This is a genomic window from Rothia santali, from assembly GCF_024199905.1.
GTDB lineage: Bacteria > Actinomycetota > Actinomycetes > Actinomycetales > Micrococcaceae > Rothia > Rothia santali.
Map to the genome: position 1 here is coordinate 1 of NZ_JANAFB010000018.1, position 18,349 is coordinate 18,349.

The window sequence follows — 18,349 nt, forward strand, 5'->3', positions numbered from 1 at the left end:
GCCCTCGCGCTCCTTGTCGTGGGAGGGCTCGCGTGGGTCTCGGGGCCCGGCTCCGGGGCGTTCCCCCTCTTGATCCTCGTCGGCGTCGTCACGATGGTGCCGACGGCGAGCAGGAGCACCCGGCCACTGCGCTTCCTGGCCCGGACGATCGGGCGGCACTCGCTGGTGGCGACCGTCGCGGTGCGGGACATCGCGGAGTACACCGAGGTCGTGCGCGGGCTCCGGGGGCTTCCCGGCGTGGCCGCCGCGGAGACGTGGATCCACGCCGCGGTGTGGACCGAGCGCTACGACTGGAGCCTGGAGCGGCTGGTGGGGCGGCGGGGCGCGCGGCCGAGGGAAGATGAGGGACCCTGACGCGGGGCGTCGCGGGGAGCCCTGGCCTCGGGCGTCAGACCTCGTCGCGCGCGGCGTCCTCCGGGGGTTCTCGAACGCGGTGCGACCAGGGCGGCGACGACGGCGTCTTGGTCCTCCGCCGTGACCACCCAGGTCCGCTCGGCGGTGACGATCGTGACGGTCGGCCCGCCCGTGACCAGCCCGCGGGCGCCGTCCTGGAGGAACTTGTAGCCGTATCCGGGGGCGAAGGTCCAGCGGTCGGTGGGCTCCACGGAGAGGATCGACTCGGCGGGCAGGCGCTTGCGGACGAGGGGGCGCAGGCGGAGCTCGACATCGCCGGCCTCGTTCCGGAGGACCTCGGCGCGCAGGGCCAGGGCGCTCGCCGTCGGCACCATCGTGACGACGCCGACGAGGATCAAGAGGGGGAACGCCCCGGAGCCGGGCCCCGAGACCCACGCGAGCCCTCCCACGACAAGGAGCGCGAGGGCCGTCACGGCGAGCAGGAGCACCCGGCCACTGCGCTCGAGTCCCACGGAGGACACTGTTCTCATGGCGATGGCGCGGCTCCTTCGGCGTCGGCGGGCCTCCACCCGGGGCGGGTTCGGAGATTCCAGCCTGACATGCGGGAACGGCGTCGACCCACTCGGTGACGGCCCGATGACGCGGTGCACGCGCTCAGCCCCGCGGCGAGTACCACCTCGCCGCGCAGCCCCTCACCCCAGCGGCTTCTTGAACCCCGAGTGCGACGCCGCGTACCCCAGCCGCTCGTAGAAGCGGTGGGCGTCCGCCCGCGAGCCGTCCGAGGTCAGCTGCGCCAGCACCGCGCCGCGGGAGCGCCCGTAGTCCTCGGCCCACGCGAGCATCGCGGTGCCCAGCCCGGAGCCGCGCTCGCCGGCCGCGATCCGCACCGCCTCGATCTGCAGCCGCCGCGCACCGCCGCGGGAGAGGCCGGGGAGGATCGTCAGCTGCATGGTCCCCGCGAGCCGCCCCTCCTCGTCCAGGACGACGGCGAGGAAGTGGTGCGGGTCGCCGTCGATCTCCTCGAATGCGGCGAGGTAGGTCCCGACGTCGGCGCGCTCGCGCTCGCGGCCGAGGACGTCGTCGTGCAGGAGCTCCACGATCTCGGGGACGTGCTCGGAGCGCGCCTGCTCGACCGTGAAGGCGCGGTCGCCCGCGCGGACCAGGGATGCCGCGGTGCTCCGGGCGGCCCCGGACGGCACTGTGCCGGACCCCGAGGTTCCGGACGACGCGGACCCGGACGACACGGACCCGGACGCCGCGGGCCCGGGCGGCATGGTGCCGGGCGACGCGGGCCCGGGCGACGCGGCCCCGGACGGCGCAGTCCCGAAGGCCGATCCGGCGCTCCCCGCCGACGACGCCACACCTGCCCGGGTGCCGGACCCCGCCGGCGGCGTCGGGCGGGACAGGGCGAGCCGGTCGTACGGGAGGGGCAGCAGCTCGCCGACCCGGTGGGCCTCCAGGCCGCGCACCGTGGGCACGACGCACTCGATGCCCGGGTCCAGCTCGAACAGGATCTGCCGGCACATCCCGCACGGCGCGATCACCTGGCCGGTGGGCCCGTGGATCGCCACCACGGCCCGCACCGGGTCCTCCGGGAAGCGCGCGGCGTGGTTGGACAGGGCGACCATCTCGGCGCACGGCCCGCCCAGGTAGTGGTGGGTGTTCAGCCCGCGCACGACCTCGCCACCGGCCGTCAGCAGCGCCGCGGCCACGGTGTGGTCGCCGCTGTCGCAGCGGCGGGCCTCGTCGGTGACGGCCTCGACGAGCTCGCGCAGATCCTCGGTGATCATGCTCCTACCCTATGCCGAGGGGCGGTCCCTCCGCAGGCCGACGACGACGCCGGGGCCACCGCGCGAGCCGCACCGTGGAGCATCCGGCCGCGGTCAGCAGCGCGACGCCGAGGACGAGCGCGACGCTCCCGCCGGTGTGCGGCTGCCGGGACTCGAGCAGAAAGGCCCCGGCCAGCGCGTACTGGATCGCCGTCACCGCGACCGCCCACGCCAGCGGCCCGGGCCGGGCGGCGTCGTCGGCGGTCAGGCCCTGCCGGGTCCGGGAGCGCCGAGTGGCCTGCCGCGAGGCCGCGCCCACCCCGAGCACCAGGGCGACCGCCGAGGCGGCGGGCGGCAACGCGAGCCACCCCTCGACGTGGACCGCGGCGATCCCGAGCGTGAGGATCGCCGAGACGACGGCGGCCAGGAGCGCCAGTCGCTCGGCGGCCTCGCGGCCGTCGATCCGGCGCGGACGCGCCCGATCCGCCTCGGGTCGGGTCGGTGCGGTGGTCATGGGGGCCTCCTCGGGGTCGGTGCGGCGGGCCGTGCGGCGTCGTCGGGCGGGATTCCACTCCATCACGCGGCCCCGGGCGGTTCCCGGATGTGACGCGGGGGCGTCATCGCCGGAGCCACGGCACTGGGGCGGGTGTCACGCCGGGCCGGCCTTCGGGGCCCCTCGGCGTCGTCCTCTGCTCAGGCGACCAACCGGCGTGCACACCGATCCTAGGCCACCGGGGTGACCGGCGTCATACGATGGCCGGCAACGGGGCGCGGCGGCCGACGGGCTCGGCCGCGGCGCCCCGGCCACCGACCGCCGATCCGAGAGGCACGCCATGAACGACGCCGCATTCATCTCCGTCGGGGCCCTGGGCGAAGGATTCGCCCCGGACGCCAACATCCTCACCCCCGTGCAGACCCTCGACGGCACCCGCCACCGCCTGGTCTTCGAGGACGGTCCGGCGATCGAGCTCGCGGTCGGCTCCGGCGCCGCGAGCTGGGACGGGGCCGAGGAGGTCGCCGTCCGGGTGACCTCCGTCCGGGAGGGGGTCGCCCTCGTGGACGGCGTCACGGCCGAGGACGTGTCCACCAGCTTCGTCCTCGACCTCGAGCAGGGCCTGGTCACGGTCGTCGAGGGGCGGCTCCCGGCCGAGGAGGAGCGCCGCGAGTCGGCGTGGACGCGCGTCCAGCAGGGGCGGGAGCCGACCGCGGTGACCACCCGGGTCCGCCACGGCCGCATCGAGGGCGCGGGCGACGCCGGTGCCCCGCTCCACGCGCCCACGGACCGGCTCGTAGGCCTGCGCAATCGCTACACCTACTCCCCGAACGAGTCCTACGAGCACATCTACCTCACGCCCGGGCTGTACACCTGGCACTGCATCGGCGGCGTCGAGGCCGGCCTGGCGGACACCGACGCCTACGCCGCCGTCGCCCTCCGCGAGGACCTCATGCTGTTCGTGTGGCGCGAGAAGATCGTGCCCACCCTCGGCCTGCTGCTCATCGACCTCCGGGAGATGCGCACGGACGGCAAGATCTTCGGCAACGAGGGGTTCGACGCCGCCCGGACCGTCAACTTCCCCGCCGGCGCCCGCGCCGAGATCCTCAACCGGACCGAGGCGTGACGGGCGTGGGCGAGGCGCAGGAGCCCACCCCGCCCCGGGCGGCGGGCGCCGCCGCACCCCGGCGTCGCGCTGGTCACCGGCGGCGGCACCGGGATCGGTGCGGCCATCGCCCGCCGGCTCGCCGAGGAGGGCGACCGCGTCGTCGTCGTGGGCCGCCGGCGCGAGCCCTGGGCCGGGGGGCCGCCGGGCACGGGCTGATCGGGGCCCGCGCCGCCGACGTCGCGGACGGGGCGGGGATGGCGGCCCTGGTCGAGGCCGTCGTGGCCGAGCACGGCCGGCTGGACCGCGTCGTCGCCAACGCCGGGGGCCACGGCTTCGCCACGGTGGGGGAGACCGACGACGCCGCCTGGCGCGCGAGCATCGACGGGAACCTCACCACGGCCTTCGCGACCGCCCGGGCCGTGCTGCCCGCGCTCGCGGCGGGCGGGGGCTCGATCGTCTTCGTCTCCTCCCTGGCCGGCCTGCGCGCCGGGCCGGAGACCGCCGGGTACACGGTCGGCAAGCACGCGGTGATCGGGCTGATGCGCTCCGTGGCCCGCGACTACGGCCACCGGGGCGTGCGCGCCAACGCCGTCTGCCCCGGCTGGGTGCGCACCCCGATGGCCGACGAGGAGATGGCGCTGCTGGTCCGGGAGGGCGGGGCCGGGGACGTCGAGGAGGCGTACGCCCGGGTCACCCGCGACGTGCCGCTGCGGCGCCCCGCCGAGCCCGACGACGTCGCGGGCACCGTGGCCTTCCTCCTCGGCCCGGACGCCGCCTACGTCCACGGGGCGACGCTCGTGGTCGACGGCGGGGCGCACATCGTGGACCTGCCCACGCTCGCCTTCGGCTGAGCGGGCGCCGGCCGCGGCGGCTGAGCACCGGCCCGGGGTCGAGGGCCGCGCGGCCGGCGTCGGGCTCGAAGGCCAGGGCGTCCAGGGGCTCCTCCTCCGCCCACTCGCTCACGTGCGGGCGGGTCAGCGGGTCGAAGGGCCAGAGCGCCGCGAGCACGGTGCCGGCCTGCGGGTTCTCGGCGCCCTCCGGCGGGGCTGGCTCCTCGTGCACGGTCTCGACCGGCAGGCCCCAGGCCGCGGCGCCGTCCAGGATCTCCCGGACGAACAGGGAGCCCTCCCGCGGGCGGGCCGAGGCCCCGATCCAGCGGCTGCCGCCCAGCATCAGGCGGCTCTTGGCGCGGGTCAGCGCCACGTAGGCCAGGCGGCGCTCCTCGGCGACGGTGCGCAGGTCGTTGTGCTCCGTGAACTCGGCCCAGCGCTCCTGCAGCTCCCCGGTGCTGCCGACCTCGGTGTCCCAGGCCGGCAGGTGCGCGGCGTCGCCCCGCAGCGGCCAGGGCAGGGCGCCGGGCTGCTTGAGCCACTCGTCGCGCTGGTCCGTGGGGAAGGTGCCGGCGTTCATCCCGTGCAGGTACACCTCGTCCCACTCCAGGCCCTTGGAGCCGTGGACGGTGAGCAGCTGCACGGCCCCGCCGCCGCCGGGCGCGGCGGGCGCGGCCAGGCCGCCCTCCTCGGCCAGGGCCGCCTCGAGCCAGGCGAGGAACGCGGTGACGCCGGTCGCCGAGGAGGTCACCGTGTAGCGGTGCTCGCGCACCTCCGGGATGACCAGGCCCGCCGGCGCCCCCTCCCCGGCCTCCGCGAAGCCGGTCGAGGCGCCGACGTCGAGGCTCGCCGCGACCCGGGGCGCGCTCGCGCAGTACTCCGCGGCCGCCTGGTAGAAGGCGTCGAGGTGGGCGCGGGCGGTGTGCACGTCCCGGCCGGGCTTGGAGGCGAGCTCGACGTCGAGCAGGGTCACCCGCTCGACGTGGTACAGCAGCGAGGTCAGGTCCTCGCCCAGGTAGCCGCGCAGCTCCTCGAGCTCGGCGGCCAGCCGCTCCAGGCGACCCCGCGCCTCCTCGCTCAGACCGCGCCCCTTGGCCGAGACCCAGCCCGGGCGGGGCAGGGTCTCGAGGGCCTCGACCAGGCTCGAGCCCTCGCTCGCCTCGCCCCCGCCGGAGCGCAGGAGCTCCTCGAGGCGGCGGGCGGCGTCGGGCGCGGCGTCGGCGCCCCGGTCCGGGACGGCGTCGCCCGGGCCCGCGTCCGGGCCGTCCCCACCGCGGCCGGCCTCGCCCGGCGCCTCGCCCTCCGGGGTCTCGAGGTCCTCGGCCATCCCCGAGGCGATGCTCTGCCGGCGCCGGCGGGCCAGGAAGCCGGCCCAGTCGTTGAGCGCCATGAGGTCCCGCGGGCCGATGCGCCAGCGCGCCCCGGCCAGCAGCCGCATGAGCGCGTCCGAGCGCGAGGGGTCCGAGAGCACCCGCAGGGTCGCGACGACGTCGAGCACCTCGGGGGACTCCAGCAGCCCGCCGAGGCCCACGAGCTCGTAGGGCACCCCGACGCGCTCGCACTCGAGGCGGACCGTCTCCAGCTGGCGGCGGGCCCGGCAGAGCACGGCCGCGCTCGCGGGCTCCTCGCCCGCGGCGTCGCGGTCCTGGCGGCCGCGCCGGATCCGCTCGACCAGCGCCTCGGCCTCCTCGGTCTCCGTCGCCCAGGTGCCCACCAGCACCCGGCCGTCCTCCGGCTCGGGGCGCTCGACCAGGTCCGGGACCTCGATCGCCCGCTCCGAGCGGGCCCACGGCAGCGGCTCGGAGAGCGGGTGCGCGACCAGGTTCGCCGCGGCGAGGATGCGGCTGCCGTTCCGCCAGGCCACCGTGAGGTACCCCGGCCGGGGGTCCGGGCTGGGGAAGTACCGGTAGAAGTCGAAGAGCTGACCCTCCGAGGCCCCGCGGAAGCCGTAGATCGACTGCTTGGGGTCGCCCACGGCCATGACGCTGTGCCCGCCGCCGAACAGCTCGGAGAACAGCACCATCTGCGCGTGCGAGGTGTCCTGGAACTCGTCCAGCAGCACGACGCGGTAGAGCTGGCGCTGCTCCCGGCCCACCGTGGGCACGGTGCGGGCGAGGGTCGCGGCGTCGGCCAGGAGGTCCCCGAAGTCCATGACCTGCATCGCCTTCTTGACGCGCTGGTAGCGCTCGGTCAGCTGCGCGACCAGCATCTTGGTCTCCAGGCGGGGCAGGGCCTCGTTGCGCGCCCGCTCCTCCTTCTTCAGCTTCTTGGGGTGCTCGTTGGGCAGGGCCCGCAGGCGCCCGGCGAGCTCGGCGCAGGCGGCGTGGACCTCGCCCGGCTCCCGCAGGTGCTCGGCGCACTCGCCGGCGAGCTGGAGCACGGCCCCGACCAGCGTCGAGGCCGCGGGCATCCGCTCGGGGACCTCGCCGTCCCAGTTCTCCACGATCTGCGCGGCCAGCTGGTAGCACTGGGCCTGGCCCAGCTGGGTGACGTCACGCTCGATGCCGATGCGCAGGCCGTACTCCGCCACGAGGGACTTGGCGTAGGAGTGGTAGGTGCTGACCGTGGGGTCGAGCACCGGCTCGTCCGCGTCCGACCCGGCCGAGTAGAGGCCGGCCTCGGCCAGCTGGGCGAGGCGTGCGCTCATGCGGTGGCGCAGCTCGCCGGCGGCCTTGGTCGTGAACGTCACCCCGAGGACCTCCTCGGGGCGGACCATCCCGTTGACCACCAGCCAGACCACGCGGTCCACCATGGTCGCGGTCTTGCCGGAGCCCGCCCCGGCCACGACCAGGCGCGGGCTCAGGTCCGCGCTGATGATCGCCGACTGCTCGGCGGTGGGCAGCGGGCGGCCCAGGGCGCGGGCGATCTCCTCCGGGCTGATCCGCGGCGCGCGGGCGGCCGCGGCGTCGGGCTCGGGGGCGTCGACGGCGTCGGGCCCGGGCTCGCGCTCGGGTGCCTCGGGGGGCCGCTGGCCTCGGGTCTCTGCGGTGCTCACGGCTGCGTGACCTGCCTTCCTCGGGCGCAGATGGGACAGATGTCGGGGAGCCGGCAGGGCAGGCCGTAGCCGCCGGAGCGGCCGGCGTCGTGCCGCGCCTGGAACCGCTCGTGGGCGATGAGCTCGGCGCAGCGCTGGACGAGCTCCACCGCCCAGCCGTCCTCCTCCCCCAGGGGCGGCTGGCCCTGGGCGGAGTAGTTCTTGACGGAGGTGCCGAGCTGGACCAGGGCGGCGCCGCCGGAGAGCTCGGTGAGGCGGGCGCCGTCGAGCTCCACCGGCTCCGGCGGGGCGCCGGGTGGGGTGGCGGCGTGGGTCTCCGCGGCCCCGTGCCCGGGCGGCGGGGCGGTCGGGGTCCCGGCCGCCGCGTCCCCCGGTGCCGCGTCCTCGGGCGCCGGCGCCCCGCCGCCGCGTCCTCCGCCATCGCGGCCCGGCCCCGGCCGCGAGCGCGACCTGGTAGGCCGCCAGCTGCGGGTGCCGCGCGACCTCCGCCTTGGTCGGCGCGCTCTTACCGGTCTTGAGGTCGATGACCACGTAGCGGCCGAGCGCGTCGACCTCCAGCCGGTCCACCCGCCCCGTCAGCGCCGCCGCGCGGGCCCTGGGACCAGCACGCTGAAGGCGCCCTCGACGCCGACCAGCCGCCGCCCCAGCGCCTGCCGGACGTCGACCGCGCGTACGCCGCGAACTTCCGCAGCATGGTCCGCGCGCGCTCGTAGGTCTGCTCGGTCTCCAGGTCGCCGGGAGGCCCAGCCGGCCGAAGCGCCGCTCCAGCTCGGCCAGCAGCTCGTGCCCCGCCGCCTCCGGCATGTCCTGGGCGATCTCGTGGATGAGGGTGCCCACGGACCGGGACAGGTCGGTCGCCGCCTCCCGCCCGAGGCCGCGACGAACCAGTCCAGCGGCGAGCGGCTGATCGTCTCCAGCCGCGAGGGCGGACGGGACCGGCCTCCGCGGACAGGACCGCGCGCCGTCCGTCAGGGCGCCAGGCCCCACCAGTCGGCGGGGCGGCGCCGGGCACGGGCCGGGGCGCGCGCCGGCGGCGTCGTCCGCCCCTTCCGCGGCCATCCGGGCCAGGCTGCGCGCTGCCGCCCGCGCGCGCTCGGGCGGGCTGAATCCTGCGCCGCGAGCCGCAGCTCGGCGACCAGCCCGCGCAGGGTCATGGGCCGGCGCACCTCGGTGAGGCCCGCGCCGTCGAGCTGCTGCGGGGCGAGCACGTCGAGGAACTCGCTGGGCTCCTCTCCGCGTTGGACACGGCGCTGACCACCAGCTTCTCCCGCGCCCGCGAGACGGCCGTGGCGAAGGTGCGCAGCTCGTCGTACCGGGTCTCGCGCAGGCGTGCGGTGGGTCGCCGCCGCCGCCCGCTCAGCCCAGCGTCACGACGTCGCTCAGCTCCGTGGTGGCCAGCAGCCCGCCGCGCAGCGTCGTGTTGGGCCAGGTGCCCTGCTGGACCGCCGCCACGTGGACCCATCCCCACTCCCGCCCGGCCGCCGACGCCGGGGTGGCCAGCGCCACCGAGGGCCGCGCGGTGGCTGCGGGGCCAGGGTGTCCATGGGCAGGTCCTGGCTGTCCAGGTACTCGAGGAACTCGCGCCCCGGCGCCGGGCTGCTGCTCGACGTAGCGCTCCGCGGCGCCGAACAGCTCGACCATCGCGTCCAGGTCCCGGTCCGCCCGCTCCCCGGCCGCGCCGCCGGACGCCGAGAGCCTCCCCACTCCACGGCCAGCCCGCTGGCCTCCCACAGCGCCCAGAGCACCGACTCGGCCGTGGCGCCGGGCTCCTCCAGCGCGGCGGCCCCCGCGGTCAGGACGCGGCGCACGCGGCGCAGGCTCGGTCCCCGGGCCCGACGCCGCCCGGTGCTCCGCGCCGGCCCGGCCGGGTCCGGGGCCAGGGCGGCGAGGATCAGCTCGTCGCTGCCGCGCCGGCCGCCGGAGCGCAGCTCGGCGGCGCGCAGGCTCTGCCGCAGGCGGCGCACCCGGCTCAGGCCTGCTCGCCGAGGCGGGAGGTCAGCAGGGACAGGGCGCGCTCGATGTCCGCGCCGCCGCCCGCCCGGGCTCGCCGCGCCGCCCGCCCCGGCCGGCGTCGGCCGCGATCCACAGGGCGTCCAGGAACGGCCGCACCGCCGGCTCCTCCCGCAGCGGTGTCTCCGCGACGGGGATGGAGACTGCGATGCCGTCCGACTCGAGGTGCCGCTTGATGCGGGACAGCGAGGCGCCGTCGCGCACGATGACGGCCATGTCCGCGAGCGGGCGGCCACCGCGCACGTGCTCCTGCAGGATGCGCTCGGAGATCAGCCGCAGCTCCTGCTGGCCCGAGGCGACGAGCGCGACCTCCAGGTCCCCCGCGCGCGCCGCGGCCGCCGGGTCCGGGGCGGGGCGCCGCTCGTGCCGGGCGCGCGACCACCGGGATCCGCTCCGCCACGCGGCCGAACGCCTCGCCCAGGGCCGGCGGGAGGCGGTGCTGGACCGTCAGCGCCTCCGACTCGACGCGAGGGTAGGCCCCCAGGGCCGCGCCGAGGTCGCTCAGCTGCTCCGGGCGGGCGCCGCGGAAGCCCTGGACCACGGTGTCGGTGCAGGCCGTCACGACCAGCTCGGGAGGGTCGGCCGACCCCGCGGGCAGGAGGGCCGCGAGCAGGCGCAGGACGGCCGGCGTCGCCTCCTGGGCGTCGTCGACGAGGATCAGCCGCAGCCGCTCGTGCTCCTCGGCGACGAAGCCGGGGGTCGCCTCCAGGAAGTCGGCGGCCTCGTGGATCAGGGCCGAGGGGTCGTAGGCCTGGGGCATCCGCAGGCGGCGCAGCTGCTCGTACTCGACCCGGAAGTCCGCGGCAGCGACCCACTCCGGGCGGCCGGCCCGCTCGCCCAGCTCGCGGACCTCCCCGGCGCCGAGGTCGAACTCCGCGCAGCGGTCCAGGAACTCGCGGATCTCGCGGCGGAAGCTGCGCGTGCCCAGGGCCTCGGCGAGGTCCTGCGGCCAGTCCGGGACGGAGCCCAGCCCCGCGGCGTGGGCCTCGAGCATCTCCCCGATCAGCACGTCCTGCTCCGGGCCCGCGAGCAGCCGCGGCTCGAAGCGCAGCCCCGGCAGCAGCGAGGCGGAATGGGCGCGGCGCAGGACGTCGAAGGCGTAGGAGTGCCAGGCGCGGGCCGGCGGCGTCGAGATCGTGGCGCTGAGGGCCGCGGAGAAGCCCTCGCGCAGCCGGTCCGCGGCGAGGCGGGAGGGCGCGAGCATCAGGATCTCCCCGGCCGGGCGCCCCTCGCCCACGTGCTCCAGGGCGCGGCGGACCAGGCCGGAGGTCTTGCCCGTCCCCGGCGCCCCCAGCACGAGGCGGGCGGTGGCGCGCGGCGGGGCGGGGCGGGTGCTCGGGACGGTCATGGGACCATCTCACCACAGCCGACTGACAGAATAGGCACCCGGGTCGGCGAGCGCGACGCCGCCGCACGCGGCGCGGTACGGTGGATGCCATGACGAGTAACCCGGCCGCCGAGTCGCGGCCCTGGACCGAGCTCCCCCGCGCGACCTTCGACCTGGAGACCACGGGCCCCAACCCGCTGACGGCGCGCATCGTGACCGCCTCGCTGATCCTGGTCGCGCCCGACGGCGAGGTGCTGCGGCACGGCGAGTGGCTGGCCGACCCGGGCGTCCCCATCCCCGAGGAGGCCACGGCCGTGCACGGGGTGAGCACCGAGCGGGCCCAGGCCGAGGGCGCCCCGGTCAAGCAGGTGGCCTACGAGCTGGCCTCGGCGCTGGGCGGCCTCTTCGCCGACGGCGTGCCCGTCTTCGCCTTCAACGCCTCCTACGACTTCACGGTGCTGGACCGCGAGCTCAAGCGCCACGAGATGCCCCCGCTGACCCCGTACCCGGTCCTGGACCCGCTCGTGCTGAACAAGCAGGTGGACAAGTACCACCGCGGCAAGCGGACGCTGGGCGTGCTGAGCGAGGAGTACGGCGTCGAGCTGGAGAACGCGCACACCTCCGCGGCCGACTGCCTGGCCACCGAGCGCCTGGCCACCGCGATGACGGCCAAGTTCCCGCAGCTGGCCATGGACTCGGGCGGGCTGCACCGGCGCCAGGTCGAGTGGGCCAAGGAGCAGGCGGCGGACCTGCAGCGGTACTTCGACAAGATCGGGAAGCAGGCCACCATCAACGGCGAGTGGCCGGTCCGGTCCTGAGCGGCCCGGTCCTGAGCCGCCCCGGACGAGACCGGCCCCCTGACCCGCGGAGGTCAGGGGGCCGGTCTCGTCCCGGTCGCTACTCCCCCGGGGTCGCCTCCGCGGCCGCCTGGGCCGCCGCGGGCAGGGCCGAGACGATGCGGTCCATCGCGGCGTCGTCGTGCGCCGCGGAGAGGAACCACGCCTCGTAGGGCGAGGGCGCGAGGTAGACGCCCGAGGAGAGCATCGAGTGGAAGAACGGCCGGTAGCGGAAGGACTCCGAGGCCTTGATGTCGGCGTAGCCGCGCACCCCGGTCCGCCCGGTCCCGAAGGCGAGCGAGAAGATGTTGCCCGCGGTCTGGATCGAGTGGTCCACGCCCTCGGCGTCCAGGGCCGAGGTCAGCTCGCGCTGCAGCTGCAGCGAGCGGGCGTCGATCGTCTCGTAGACCTCGGGTCCCGCGTGGCGCAGCGTCGTCAGGCCCGCGGCCACCGAGAGCGGGTTCCCGGACAGCGTGCCGGCCTGGTAGACCGGGCCGGTGGGCGCGAGGTGCTCCATGACCTCGCGGCGCCCGCCGAGCGCGGCGATGGGCATGCCGCCGCCGATGACCTTGCCGAAGGTGAAGATGTCCGGCGCCCAGCCGCCCTGCTCGGGAGAGGTCAGGCCCCAGTACCCGGCCGAGGAGGAGCGGAATCCGGTCAGGACCTCGTCCACGATCAGCAGGGCGCCGTGCGCGGCGGTGATCTCGCGCAGGCCGCGGTTGAAGTCGGCGTCGGGGGTCACCACGCCCATGTTGCAGGGCGCGGACTCGGTGATCACGGCGGCGATCCGGCCCTCGTTCAGGGCGAAGGCCTCGCGGACGGCGGCGAGGTCGTTGTAGGGCAGCACGATCGTCTGGGCCGCCGTGGCCTCGGTGACGCCGGCCGAGCCGGGCAGGGCCAGGGTCGCGACGCCGGAGCCCGCCTCGGAGAGCAGGGAGTCGACGTGCCCGTGGTAGCAGCCGGCGAACTTGATGATGAGGTCCCGGCCGGTGAAGCCGCGGGCCAGGCGGATCGAGGTCATGGTCGCCTCGGTGCCGGTCGAGACCAGGCGCAGCTGGTCGATGACCGGGCCGTCCGTGGCGACCGCGTTGAGCCGGTCCACCACGAGCTCGGCGAGCTCGGTCTCCCCCGGCGTCGAGGCGCCGAAGGAGAGCCCGCGCTCGACGGCGGCGTGCACGGCCTCGATGACCGGCTCGTAGCGGTGCCCCAGCAGCGCCGGGCCCCACGAGCAGACGAGGTCCACGTACTCGAAGCCGTCGGCGTCGGTCACGTAGGGCCCGTCCGCCTCGACCAGGAAGGGCGGGGTCCCGCCCACCGAGTTGAACGCCCGGACGGGCGAGTTGACGCCGCCGGGGATCACCCGGCGGGAACGGTCGAAGAGGTCCTGGGAAACGGTCACGGTGTGCTCCTCATGGTCTGTGTGGTCCGGTGTGTGCGGGGCCGCCGGGTCGGTGTCCGGCGGCCCGGTGGGTGCGGCGGGGCCGGCGTCGTCCTCCTGGGAGTCAACGCCGCCCGTCGCGCAGCCATTCCGCGACCTCGGTCGCGTAGTAGGTCAGGATCATGTCCGCGCCGGCGCGGCGGATCGAGGTGAGCGACTCCAGGACGATCCGCTCCCGGTCCACCCACCCGTTGGCGGCGGCGGCCTCGATCATCGCGTACTCGCCCGAGACGTGGTACGCGGCGACCGGGACGGGCGACTCCTCGGCGACCTCGCGCAGGATGTCGAGGTAGGCCAGGGCCGGCTTGACCATGACCATGTCCGCTCCCTCCTCGACGTCGAGCCGGGCCTCCAGCAGCGACTCGCGGCGGTTGGCCGGGTCCTGCTGGTAGGTCTTGCGGTCCCCGGTCAGCGAGGAGCCGACGGCGTCGCGGAAGGGCCCGAAGAAGGCCGAGGCGTACTTGGCGGAGTAGGCCATCACGGAGACGTCCGCGAACCCGGCGGCGTCCAGCGCCTCGCGGATGCCCGCGATCTGTCCGTCCATCATACCGGAGGGGCTCACCACGTGCGCCCCGGCCTCCGCCTGGGAGACCGCCATCCGGCGGTAGAGGGCGACGCTGGCGTCGTTGTCCACGACCGTGCGGCCCTTCGGATCGGTGGTCAGCGGGCCGCAGTGGCCGTGGTCGGTGAACTCGTCGAGGCACGTGTCCGCCATGATCACCAGGCGGTCGCCGAACTCCTCGCGGATCGCCCGGATGGCCCGGTTCAGGATGCCCTCCGGGTGCCAGGCCGCCGAGCCGTCCGCGTCCTTGTCCTCCTCGCGCGGGACGCCGAAGAGGTCGACGCAGCGCACCCCGGCGGCCTCGGCGCGGCGCACCGCCTCCAGAACGCTGGCCAGGGTGTGCTGGTACTGGCCGGGCATCGAGGAGATCTCGGCCGGCTCCTCGATGCCGTCGCGGACGAACAGGACCTGGATGAGGTCCTCGGGGTGCAGCCGGTACTCGGCGACGAGGTCGCGCATCGCGGGGCTCGTGCGCAGGCGGCGGGGGCGGCGGATCAGCTCGGCGGCCTCGCGCGGGCCGGTCTCGCGGTTCGGGTGGGTCATGACGATCCCTTCTGCTGTCGGATGTGCGTGGTGTCTGAGGGGCGCGGGGGCCCGGCGGCCGGGGCCGCGGCCAGGGCCTCGCGGACGGCGGCCAGAAGGTCGCGGGGTGCGGGGCTGGCGGCGGTGACGGAGGGCAGGCCCAGCGCGGCGGCGCGCGCGGCCGTGGTCTCGCCGATGCAGACCACCGGGGCGCCCACAGGGCCGCAGCCCAGGAGCGCCTCGATCAGGCGCGGGGGTCGCCACGACGACGTCGGGCCCCCGCCTGGCCAGGTGCGCCGCGGTGGCGGCGGGGTCCAGGACGGGCACCGGCCCGCCGGGACCGGGGGCGCGGTGGGCGGGCGCGAGCGGCCGCTCGGCGGGAAGGCGACCATCTCGTAGACGACGACCTCCTCGACCCGCAGCCCCGCTCGCGCAGGCCGCGCGCCAGCTCGGGCCGGTGCGGCTCGCCGTGGACGCAGAGGACCGTCCGCCGCGCGCCGGACGCGGGCGAGTCCCCGGGGCGACGGCGTCCGGAGCGTCCCCGGACCGACGGCGTCGGAGCGTCCCCGGGCCGACGGCGGCGGGCGCGCGGACGACGTCGGCGGGCGCGCCACCGGCTGCGGGCCCGCGCGGCGCGTCCCACTCGGCCAGTAGCCCTGCCGCGTCTCCCGGCGCGGGGCGGGCGCCGGCTCGAGTCCGGCCTCCCGGCGGCGCGGGCCGTCGCCCGTCCCACGCAGCGCACCTGCGCCCCGCGAGCGGCCCGGCGAGCTCCCCGCCGAGGATCGCGGCCAGGCCCAGGACGCCGTTGGCGCTGGTGAAGGTCACGGCGTCGAAGCGGCCGGCCCGGACCACCTCGGCGGCCGCGGCAGCCGCGGCCTCCCCGGGAGGCTCGCCTCGCGCAGGGGTGCCAGGACGACGTCGTGCCCCGCCTCCGCAGCAGGGCCGTCAGCTCGCCGGCGGGCCCGGGCAGGCGGGTCACCAGGACCTCGGCGGGCCGCGCGGGCGACCCCGCGGTGCGGTCCCGCGGCGCCCGCCCGCCGTCCCGGCCGCCGGGCATCAGGAGGTCCGGTCGGTGTAGCGGTCGGCCCCGCGGCCCAGGAGGGTCTCCGCGACGCGCGTGCCGAGGGCCCGGGCCTCCTCCGAGGTGGCGACCGGGGCGAGGGCCCGCTCCCGCAGGACCTCGCCGCCGCGCGGGTCGGCCACGACGGCGTCGAGCGCGAGCTCCTTCCCCTCCAGCCGGGCGAACGCGCCGATGGGCGCGGCGCACCCGGCCTCGAGCCGGAGCAGCAGCGCCCGCTCCGCCTGGACCGCGAGCGCCGTCTCGGCGTGCTCGAGCGAGCGGATCGCGGCGAGCACCTCCTCGGGCGTGGAGCGGGTCCGGTACTCGATCGCGAGGCAGCCCTGCCCGGCGGCCGGCAGCACCCGGTGCGGGTCGAGGAAGTCGGTGCCGACCTCGCTCAGACCCAGCCGGGCCAGGCCCGCGGCCGCGAGCACGACGGCGTCGAGGTCACCGTGGGTGCCCCGGCCCACGCCGGTGTCGTCGGCCGCGAAGCGCTCCAGCCCGGCCACGCGGGACAGCCGGGTGCCCACGTTGCCGCGGATGTCCACGACCTGGCAGTCGGGCCGGAGGATCCGCAGCTGGGCCGCCCGCCGCGGGGAGCCGGTGCCGATCCGGGCGCCCGCCGGCAGCCCGTCCAGGTCCAGGCCGTCCCGGGCCACCAGGACGTCGCGCGGGTCCTCCCGCACGGGGTAGATCAGCGAGAGCTCGCCATCGAAGAGGTCCTTGGTCGGCAGGTCCTTCAGCGAGTGCACCGCGACGTCCACGGACCCGCCCAGCAGCTCCTGGCGCAGCGCGGCCGCGAAGACCCCGGTGCCGCCGAGCTGCGCGAGCGAGCCGGAGGTCACGTCGCCGGTGGTGGTGACGATCTTCAGCTCGGCGGGCGCACCGGCGGCGTCGAGGCGCTCGGCGATGTGCCGGGACTGCGTGGTGGCCAGGGCCGAGCCGCGCGTCCCCACCCGGATGGGCGTCATCGGGCTCCTTCGTAGTTCGCGATCACCGGCGTGGCCGCGCGCGCCGCGGACAGGCAGCAGTCGGGGTTGCAGCGGTCGAACCAGCCGCGGCCGCCGCACGCGCCGATCCGCCGCCGCTCGAGCTCGGCCGGGTCCTGCGAGGGGGCCGTGGAGGCGACCCGCTCCGCGATGAGGTCCCGGAGCGAGCGCACGTAGGCCGGGTGGGTGCCCGGCGTCGGGGTCCGCACGGCCTGCAGGCCGAGCTCCTCGCAGGTCTCCATGGCCTCGGTATCGAGGTCCCACTTGACCTCCATGTGGTCCGAGACGAAGCCGAGCGGGACCATGGCGACGCCGTCCACGGCGCCCTTGAGGGCCTCGAGCGCGTCGTTGACGTCCGGCTCGAGCCACGGCGTGCTCGGCGCGCCGGAGCGGGACTGGTAGACCAGCTCCCAGTCGCAGCCGGCCAGCAGCTCGGGCTCGGCGGCCTCGACGTCGCGCAGGATCGCTCGCGCGGCCTCGAGGTGCTTCTCGACGTAGGCCGAGCCGCCCTCGTAGTCGACCCCGCGCGGGCCGGCCTCGTTCGCCGCGGTGGTCGGCACCGAGTGGGTGCAGAACATGATGCGGATGCGGCCGTTGCCCGCGGCGCGCGACGGCGCGGTGTCGAGCTTGGCCCGCAGCTCCCGCAGTCCCTCGAGAAGGCCCTCGGTGAAGGCGCCGATGAAGCCGGGGGCGTCGTAGTGCTGACGGACCTTGTCGACCTGCAGCTCGTCCTCCAGCCCGAGCTCGGCGAGCGCGACGCCGTAGTCCTCCCGGTACTGCCGGCAGCTGGAGTAGCCGGGGTAGGCGCTGGTGGGCAGCACGAGCAGCTTGCGGTAGCCGCGCTCGTGGGCGTCCCTGACGACGTCGGCCACGTACGGGTCCCAGTTGCGGTTGGCCCACAGCACGGGGATCTCCGGGCCGCTGCGCGCGAGCTCCTCGCGCAGGGCCGCCAGCAGCGCGCGGTTCTGCTCGTTGATGGGGCTCACCCCGCCGTTGGCGCGGTAGTGGGTGGCCACCTCCTCGAGGCGCTCGTCCGGGATGCCGCGGCCGCGGGTCACGTTGCGCAGGAAGGGGATGACGTCCTCCTGGCCCTCGGGGCCGCCGAAGGAGGAGAGGATCACGGCGTCGTAGGGCTCGGGAGCCTGGGCGCGGGGCCGGGTCAGAGTCTCCTCGGAGGTGAACTCGGCGGCGTCCTCGACGCTGGCCGGGCCGTTGCTGGCAGTGTTCTCCGGGTCCGTGACGTCGGGGATGGGAGAGGTGCGCAGGGGGCTCATCGCAGCACCTCCGCGACCTCGGCGGCCTCGATCCGGCGGCCGGTGTAGAACGGGGTCTCCTCGCGCACGTGCAGGCGCGCCTCGGTGTTCCGGAAGGTGCGCATCATGTCCACGAAGTCCACCAGCTCGGGGGCCTCCAGCGCCAGGACCCACTCGTAGTCGTTGAGGCCGAAGGTCGCGATGGTGTTGGGCAGGACCTGGGGGTAGGCCGAGCCCTTCATGCCGTGGTTCTTCAGCATCTCGGAGCGGCGCTCGGAGTTCATGTAGTACCACTCCCAGGAGCGGACGAACGGGTAGACGCACACCCAGGTCTCCGGCGGGATGCCCTTGGCGAAGGACGGGGCGTGGCGGCGGGTGAACTCGGCGTCGCGGTGCACGCCCATGGTGGACCACACGATCTCGGTGGCCTCGAACAGCTCGGTGCGGCGGATGCGGCGGACCGCGGCCTGGAGGGCCTCGGGGTGCTCGCCGTGCAGCCAGACCATGACGTCGGCGTTGTCCCGCATGCCGGAGACGTCGTAGGTGCCGCGCAGGGTCACGTCCTCGGCGGCGAGCTCCTCGGCGAGGCGGGCGTACTCGGCGACGGCGGCCTCGGAGCCGGCCGCCTCCGAGCGGCCGTCGCGGCGGGCGAAGACGGTGTAGAGGGCGTAGTAGAGCCGGTCGTCGCCGCTCGCAGCGCGCGAGTCGGCGGGGGCGGTCTGCTGATCGGTCATGGGTGACTCGTTCCTTTCCTCGGCGCCCGGCTCGTGGCCGGGGGCGCTCCTCGTCGGACGATGGTCCGA

17 protein-coding genes and 3 pseudogenes are annotated in these 18,349 nt (G+C 76.2%); 5 read left to right on the forward strand and 15 right to left on the reverse strand.

What is annotated here, in order from left to right; translation table 11 throughout:
* A pseudogene (locus NBM05_RS08570) lies at nucleotides 1-354 on the forward strand (hypothetical protein); the annotation flags it as partial.
* On the opposite strand, the gene NBM05_RS08575 reads toward NBM05_RS08570, so the two are convergent.
* The 3 genes from NBM05_RS08575 to NBM05_RS08585 all read right to left on the reverse strand — a co-directional run bounded on the left by NBM05_RS08575 (nucleotide 285) and on the right by NBM05_RS08585 (nucleotide 2,637).
* On the reverse strand, nucleotides 285-884 hold the full coding sequence (locus tag NBM05_RS08575; protein ID WP_254166551.1) for a hypothetical protein: 600 nt from the start codon (nucleotides 882-884) through the stop codon (nucleotides 285-287). The pseudogene NBM05_RS08570 and the gene NBM05_RS08575 overlap by 70 nt on opposite strands.
* Nucleotides 885-1,046: 162 nt before the next feature.
* Nucleotides 1,047-2,144, reverse strand: a complete 1,098-nt coding sequence (locus NBM05_RS08580) for a GNAT family N-acetyltransferase (RefSeq protein WP_254166553.1) — start codon at nucleotides 2,142-2,144, stop codon at nucleotides 1,047-1,049.
* A gap of 4 nt (nucleotides 2,145-2,148) precedes the next feature.
* Nucleotides 2,149-2,637 carry a hypothetical protein gene (locus NBM05_RS08585; protein ID WP_254166555.1) on the reverse strand — a complete coding sequence of 163 codons (489 nt, stop codon included), beginning with the start codon at nucleotides 2,635-2,637 and terminating at the stop codon, nucleotides 2,149-2,151.
* A gap of 319 nt (nucleotides 2,638-2,956) precedes the next feature.
* On the opposite strand from NBM05_RS08585, the gene NBM05_RS08590 reads away from it, so the two are divergent.
* The 3 genes and pseudogenes from NBM05_RS08590 to NBM05_RS08600 all read left to right on the forward strand — a co-directional run.
* Entirely contained in the window at nucleotides 2,957-3,742 is a 786-nt protein-coding gene (locus NBM05_RS08590; RefSeq protein WP_254166557.1) for a MoaF C-terminal domain-containing protein, read from the forward strand.
* Nucleotides 3,743-3,847: 105 nt separating this feature from the next.
* On the forward strand, nucleotides 3,848-3,940 hold the full coding sequence (locus NBM05_RS08595; protein WP_254166622.1) for a hypothetical protein: 93 nt from the start codon (nucleotides 3,848-3,850) through the stop codon (nucleotides 3,938-3,940).
* A 38-nt stretch (nucleotides 3,941-3,978) separates the two neighbouring features.
* Nucleotides 3,979-4,482, forward strand: a pseudogene (locus NBM05_RS08600) (SDR family NAD(P)-dependent oxidoreductase); the annotation flags it as partial.
* Here NBM05_RS08600 and NBM05_RS08605 read toward each other — a convergent pair.
* From NBM05_RS08605 to NBM05_RS08625, 6 genes and pseudogenes are all read right to left on the reverse strand, one after another.
* Nucleotides 4,415-7,549, reverse strand: coding sequence for an ATP-dependent helicase (locus NBM05_RS08605; RefSeq protein ID WP_444965570.1), 3,135 nt, complete (start codon nucleotides 7,547-7,549; stop codon nucleotides 4,415-4,417). The pseudogene NBM05_RS08600 and the gene NBM05_RS08605 overlap by 68 nt on opposite strands.
* Entirely contained in the window at nucleotides 7,546-7,824 is a 279-nt protein-coding gene (locus tag NBM05_RS15665) for a hypothetical protein (protein ID WP_254166561.1), read from the reverse strand. The genes NBM05_RS08605 and NBM05_RS15665 overlap by 4 nt, the downstream gene beginning before the upstream one ends.
* 202 nt (nucleotides 7,825-8,026) lie before the next feature.
* Nucleotides 8,027-8,608, reverse strand: a pseudogene (locus tag NBM05_RS15900) (PD-(D/E)XK nuclease family protein); the annotation flags it as partial.
* Nucleotides 8,518-8,757: a hypothetical protein gene (locus NBM05_RS08615; RefSeq protein ID WP_254166562.1), complete on the reverse strand. Its 240-nt coding sequence runs from the start codon at nucleotides 8,755-8,757 to the stop codon at nucleotides 8,518-8,520. The pseudogene NBM05_RS15900 and the gene NBM05_RS08615, both read right to left, overlap by 91 nt.
* A 148-nt stretch (nucleotides 8,758-8,905) precedes the next feature.
* Nucleotides 8,906-9,253 carry a hypothetical protein gene (locus NBM05_RS08620; protein ID WP_254166563.1) on the reverse strand — a complete coding sequence of 116 codons (348 nt, stop codon included), beginning with the start codon at nucleotides 9,251-9,253 and terminating at the stop codon, nucleotides 8,906-8,908.
* A 265-nt stretch (nucleotides 9,254-9,518) separates the two neighbouring features.
* Entirely contained in the window at nucleotides 9,519-10,907 is a 1,389-nt protein-coding gene (locus NBM05_RS08625; RefSeq protein ID WP_254166564.1) for a UvrD-helicase domain-containing protein, read from the reverse strand.
* Nucleotides 10,908-10,996: 89 nt separating this feature from the next.
* Here NBM05_RS08625 and NBM05_RS08630 point away from each other — a divergent pair, with 89 nt between their 5' ends.
* Nucleotides 10,997-11,704, forward strand: coding sequence for a 3'-5' exonuclease (locus NBM05_RS08630; protein WP_254166565.1), 708 nt, complete (start codon nucleotides 10,997-10,999; stop codon nucleotides 11,702-11,704).
* A 79-nt stretch (nucleotides 11,705-11,783) separates the two neighbouring features.
* Here the strand turns inward: NBM05_RS08630 and hemL are convergent, their stop codons facing one another.
* The 6 genes from hemL to hemQ form a co-directional block, all read right to left on the reverse strand.
* Nucleotides 11,784-13,121, reverse strand: coding sequence for a glutamate-1-semialdehyde 2,1-aminomutase (gene hemL / locus NBM05_RS08635; RefSeq protein ID WP_254166566.1), 1,338 nt, complete (start codon nucleotides 13,119-13,121; stop codon nucleotides 11,784-11,786).
* 103 nt (nucleotides 13,122-13,224) lie between these two features.
* Nucleotides 13,225-14,265 carry a porphobilinogen synthase gene (hemB, locus tag NBM05_RS08640; protein ID WP_254166568.1) on the reverse strand — a complete coding sequence of 347 codons (1,041 nt, stop codon included), beginning with the start codon at nucleotides 14,263-14,265 and terminating at the stop codon, nucleotides 13,225-13,227.
* Nucleotides 14,262-14,450, reverse strand: a complete 189-nt coding sequence (locus NBM05_RS08645; RefSeq protein WP_254166570.1) for a hypothetical protein — start codon at nucleotides 14,448-14,450, stop codon at nucleotides 14,262-14,264. Before NBM05_RS08645 ends, hemB begins: the two co-directional genes overlap by 4 nt.
* A gap of 850 nt (nucleotides 14,451-15,300) precedes the next feature.
* Complete coding sequence (gene hemC, locus NBM05_RS08650; RefSeq protein WP_254166573.1) at nucleotides 15,301-16,275, reverse strand: hydroxymethylbilane synthase; 975 nt, start codon at nucleotides 16,273-16,275, stop codon at nucleotides 15,301-15,303.
* Nucleotides 16,272-17,567, reverse strand: coding sequence for a ferrochelatase (locus NBM05_RS08655; RefSeq protein WP_254166574.1), 1,296 nt, complete (start codon nucleotides 17,565-17,567; stop codon nucleotides 16,272-16,274). Before NBM05_RS08655 ends, hemC begins: the two co-directional genes overlap by 4 nt.
* Nucleotides 17,564-18,280, reverse strand: coding sequence for a hydrogen peroxide-dependent heme synthase (gene hemQ / locus NBM05_RS08660; RefSeq protein WP_254166575.1), 717 nt, complete (start codon nucleotides 18,278-18,280; stop codon nucleotides 17,564-17,566). Before hemQ ends, NBM05_RS08655 begins: the two co-directional genes overlap by 4 nt.
* Nucleotides 18,281-18,349: the final 69 nt, after the last annotated feature.

Bases quoted from the DNA above. Each gene is read 5' to 3' on its own strand.
- NBM05_RS08575 (WP_254166551.1), bottom strand. From the start codon at position 884: ATGAGAACAGTGTCCTCCGTGGGACTCGAGCGCAGTGGCCGGGTGCTC.
- NBM05_RS08580 (WP_254166553.1), bottom strand. From the start codon at position 2,144: ATGATCACCGAGGATCTGCGCGAGCTCGTCGAGGCCGTCACCGACGAG.
- NBM05_RS08585 (WP_254166555.1), bottom strand. From the start codon at position 2,637: ATGACCACCGCACCGACCCGACCCGAGGCGGATCGGGCGCGTCCGCGC.
- NBM05_RS08590 (WP_254166557.1), top strand. From the start codon at position 2,957: ATGAACGACGCCGCATTCATCTCCGTCGGGGCCCTGGGCGAAGGATTC.
- NBM05_RS08625 (WP_254166564.1), bottom strand. From the start codon at position 10,907: ATGACCGTCCCGAGCACCCGCCCCGCCCCGCCGCGCGCCACCGCCCGC.
- NBM05_RS08630 (WP_254166565.1), top strand. From the start codon at position 10,997: ATGACGAGTAACCCGGCCGCCGAGTCGCGGCCCTGGACCGAGCTCCCC.
- hemB (WP_254166568.1), bottom strand. From the start codon at position 14,265: ATGACCCACCCGAACCGCGAGACCGGCCCGCGCGAGGCCGCCGAGCTG.
- hemC (WP_254166573.1), bottom strand. From the start codon at position 16,275: ATGACGCCCATCCGGGTGGGGACGCGCGGCTCGGCCCTGGCCACCACG.
- NBM05_RS08655 (WP_254166574.1), bottom strand. From the start codon at position 17,567: ATGAGCCCCCTGCGCACCTCTCCCATCCCCGACGTCACGGACCCGGAG.
- hemQ (WP_254166575.1), bottom strand. From the start codon at position 18,280: ATGACCGATCAGCAGACCGCCCCCGCCGACTCGCGCGCTGCGAGCGGC.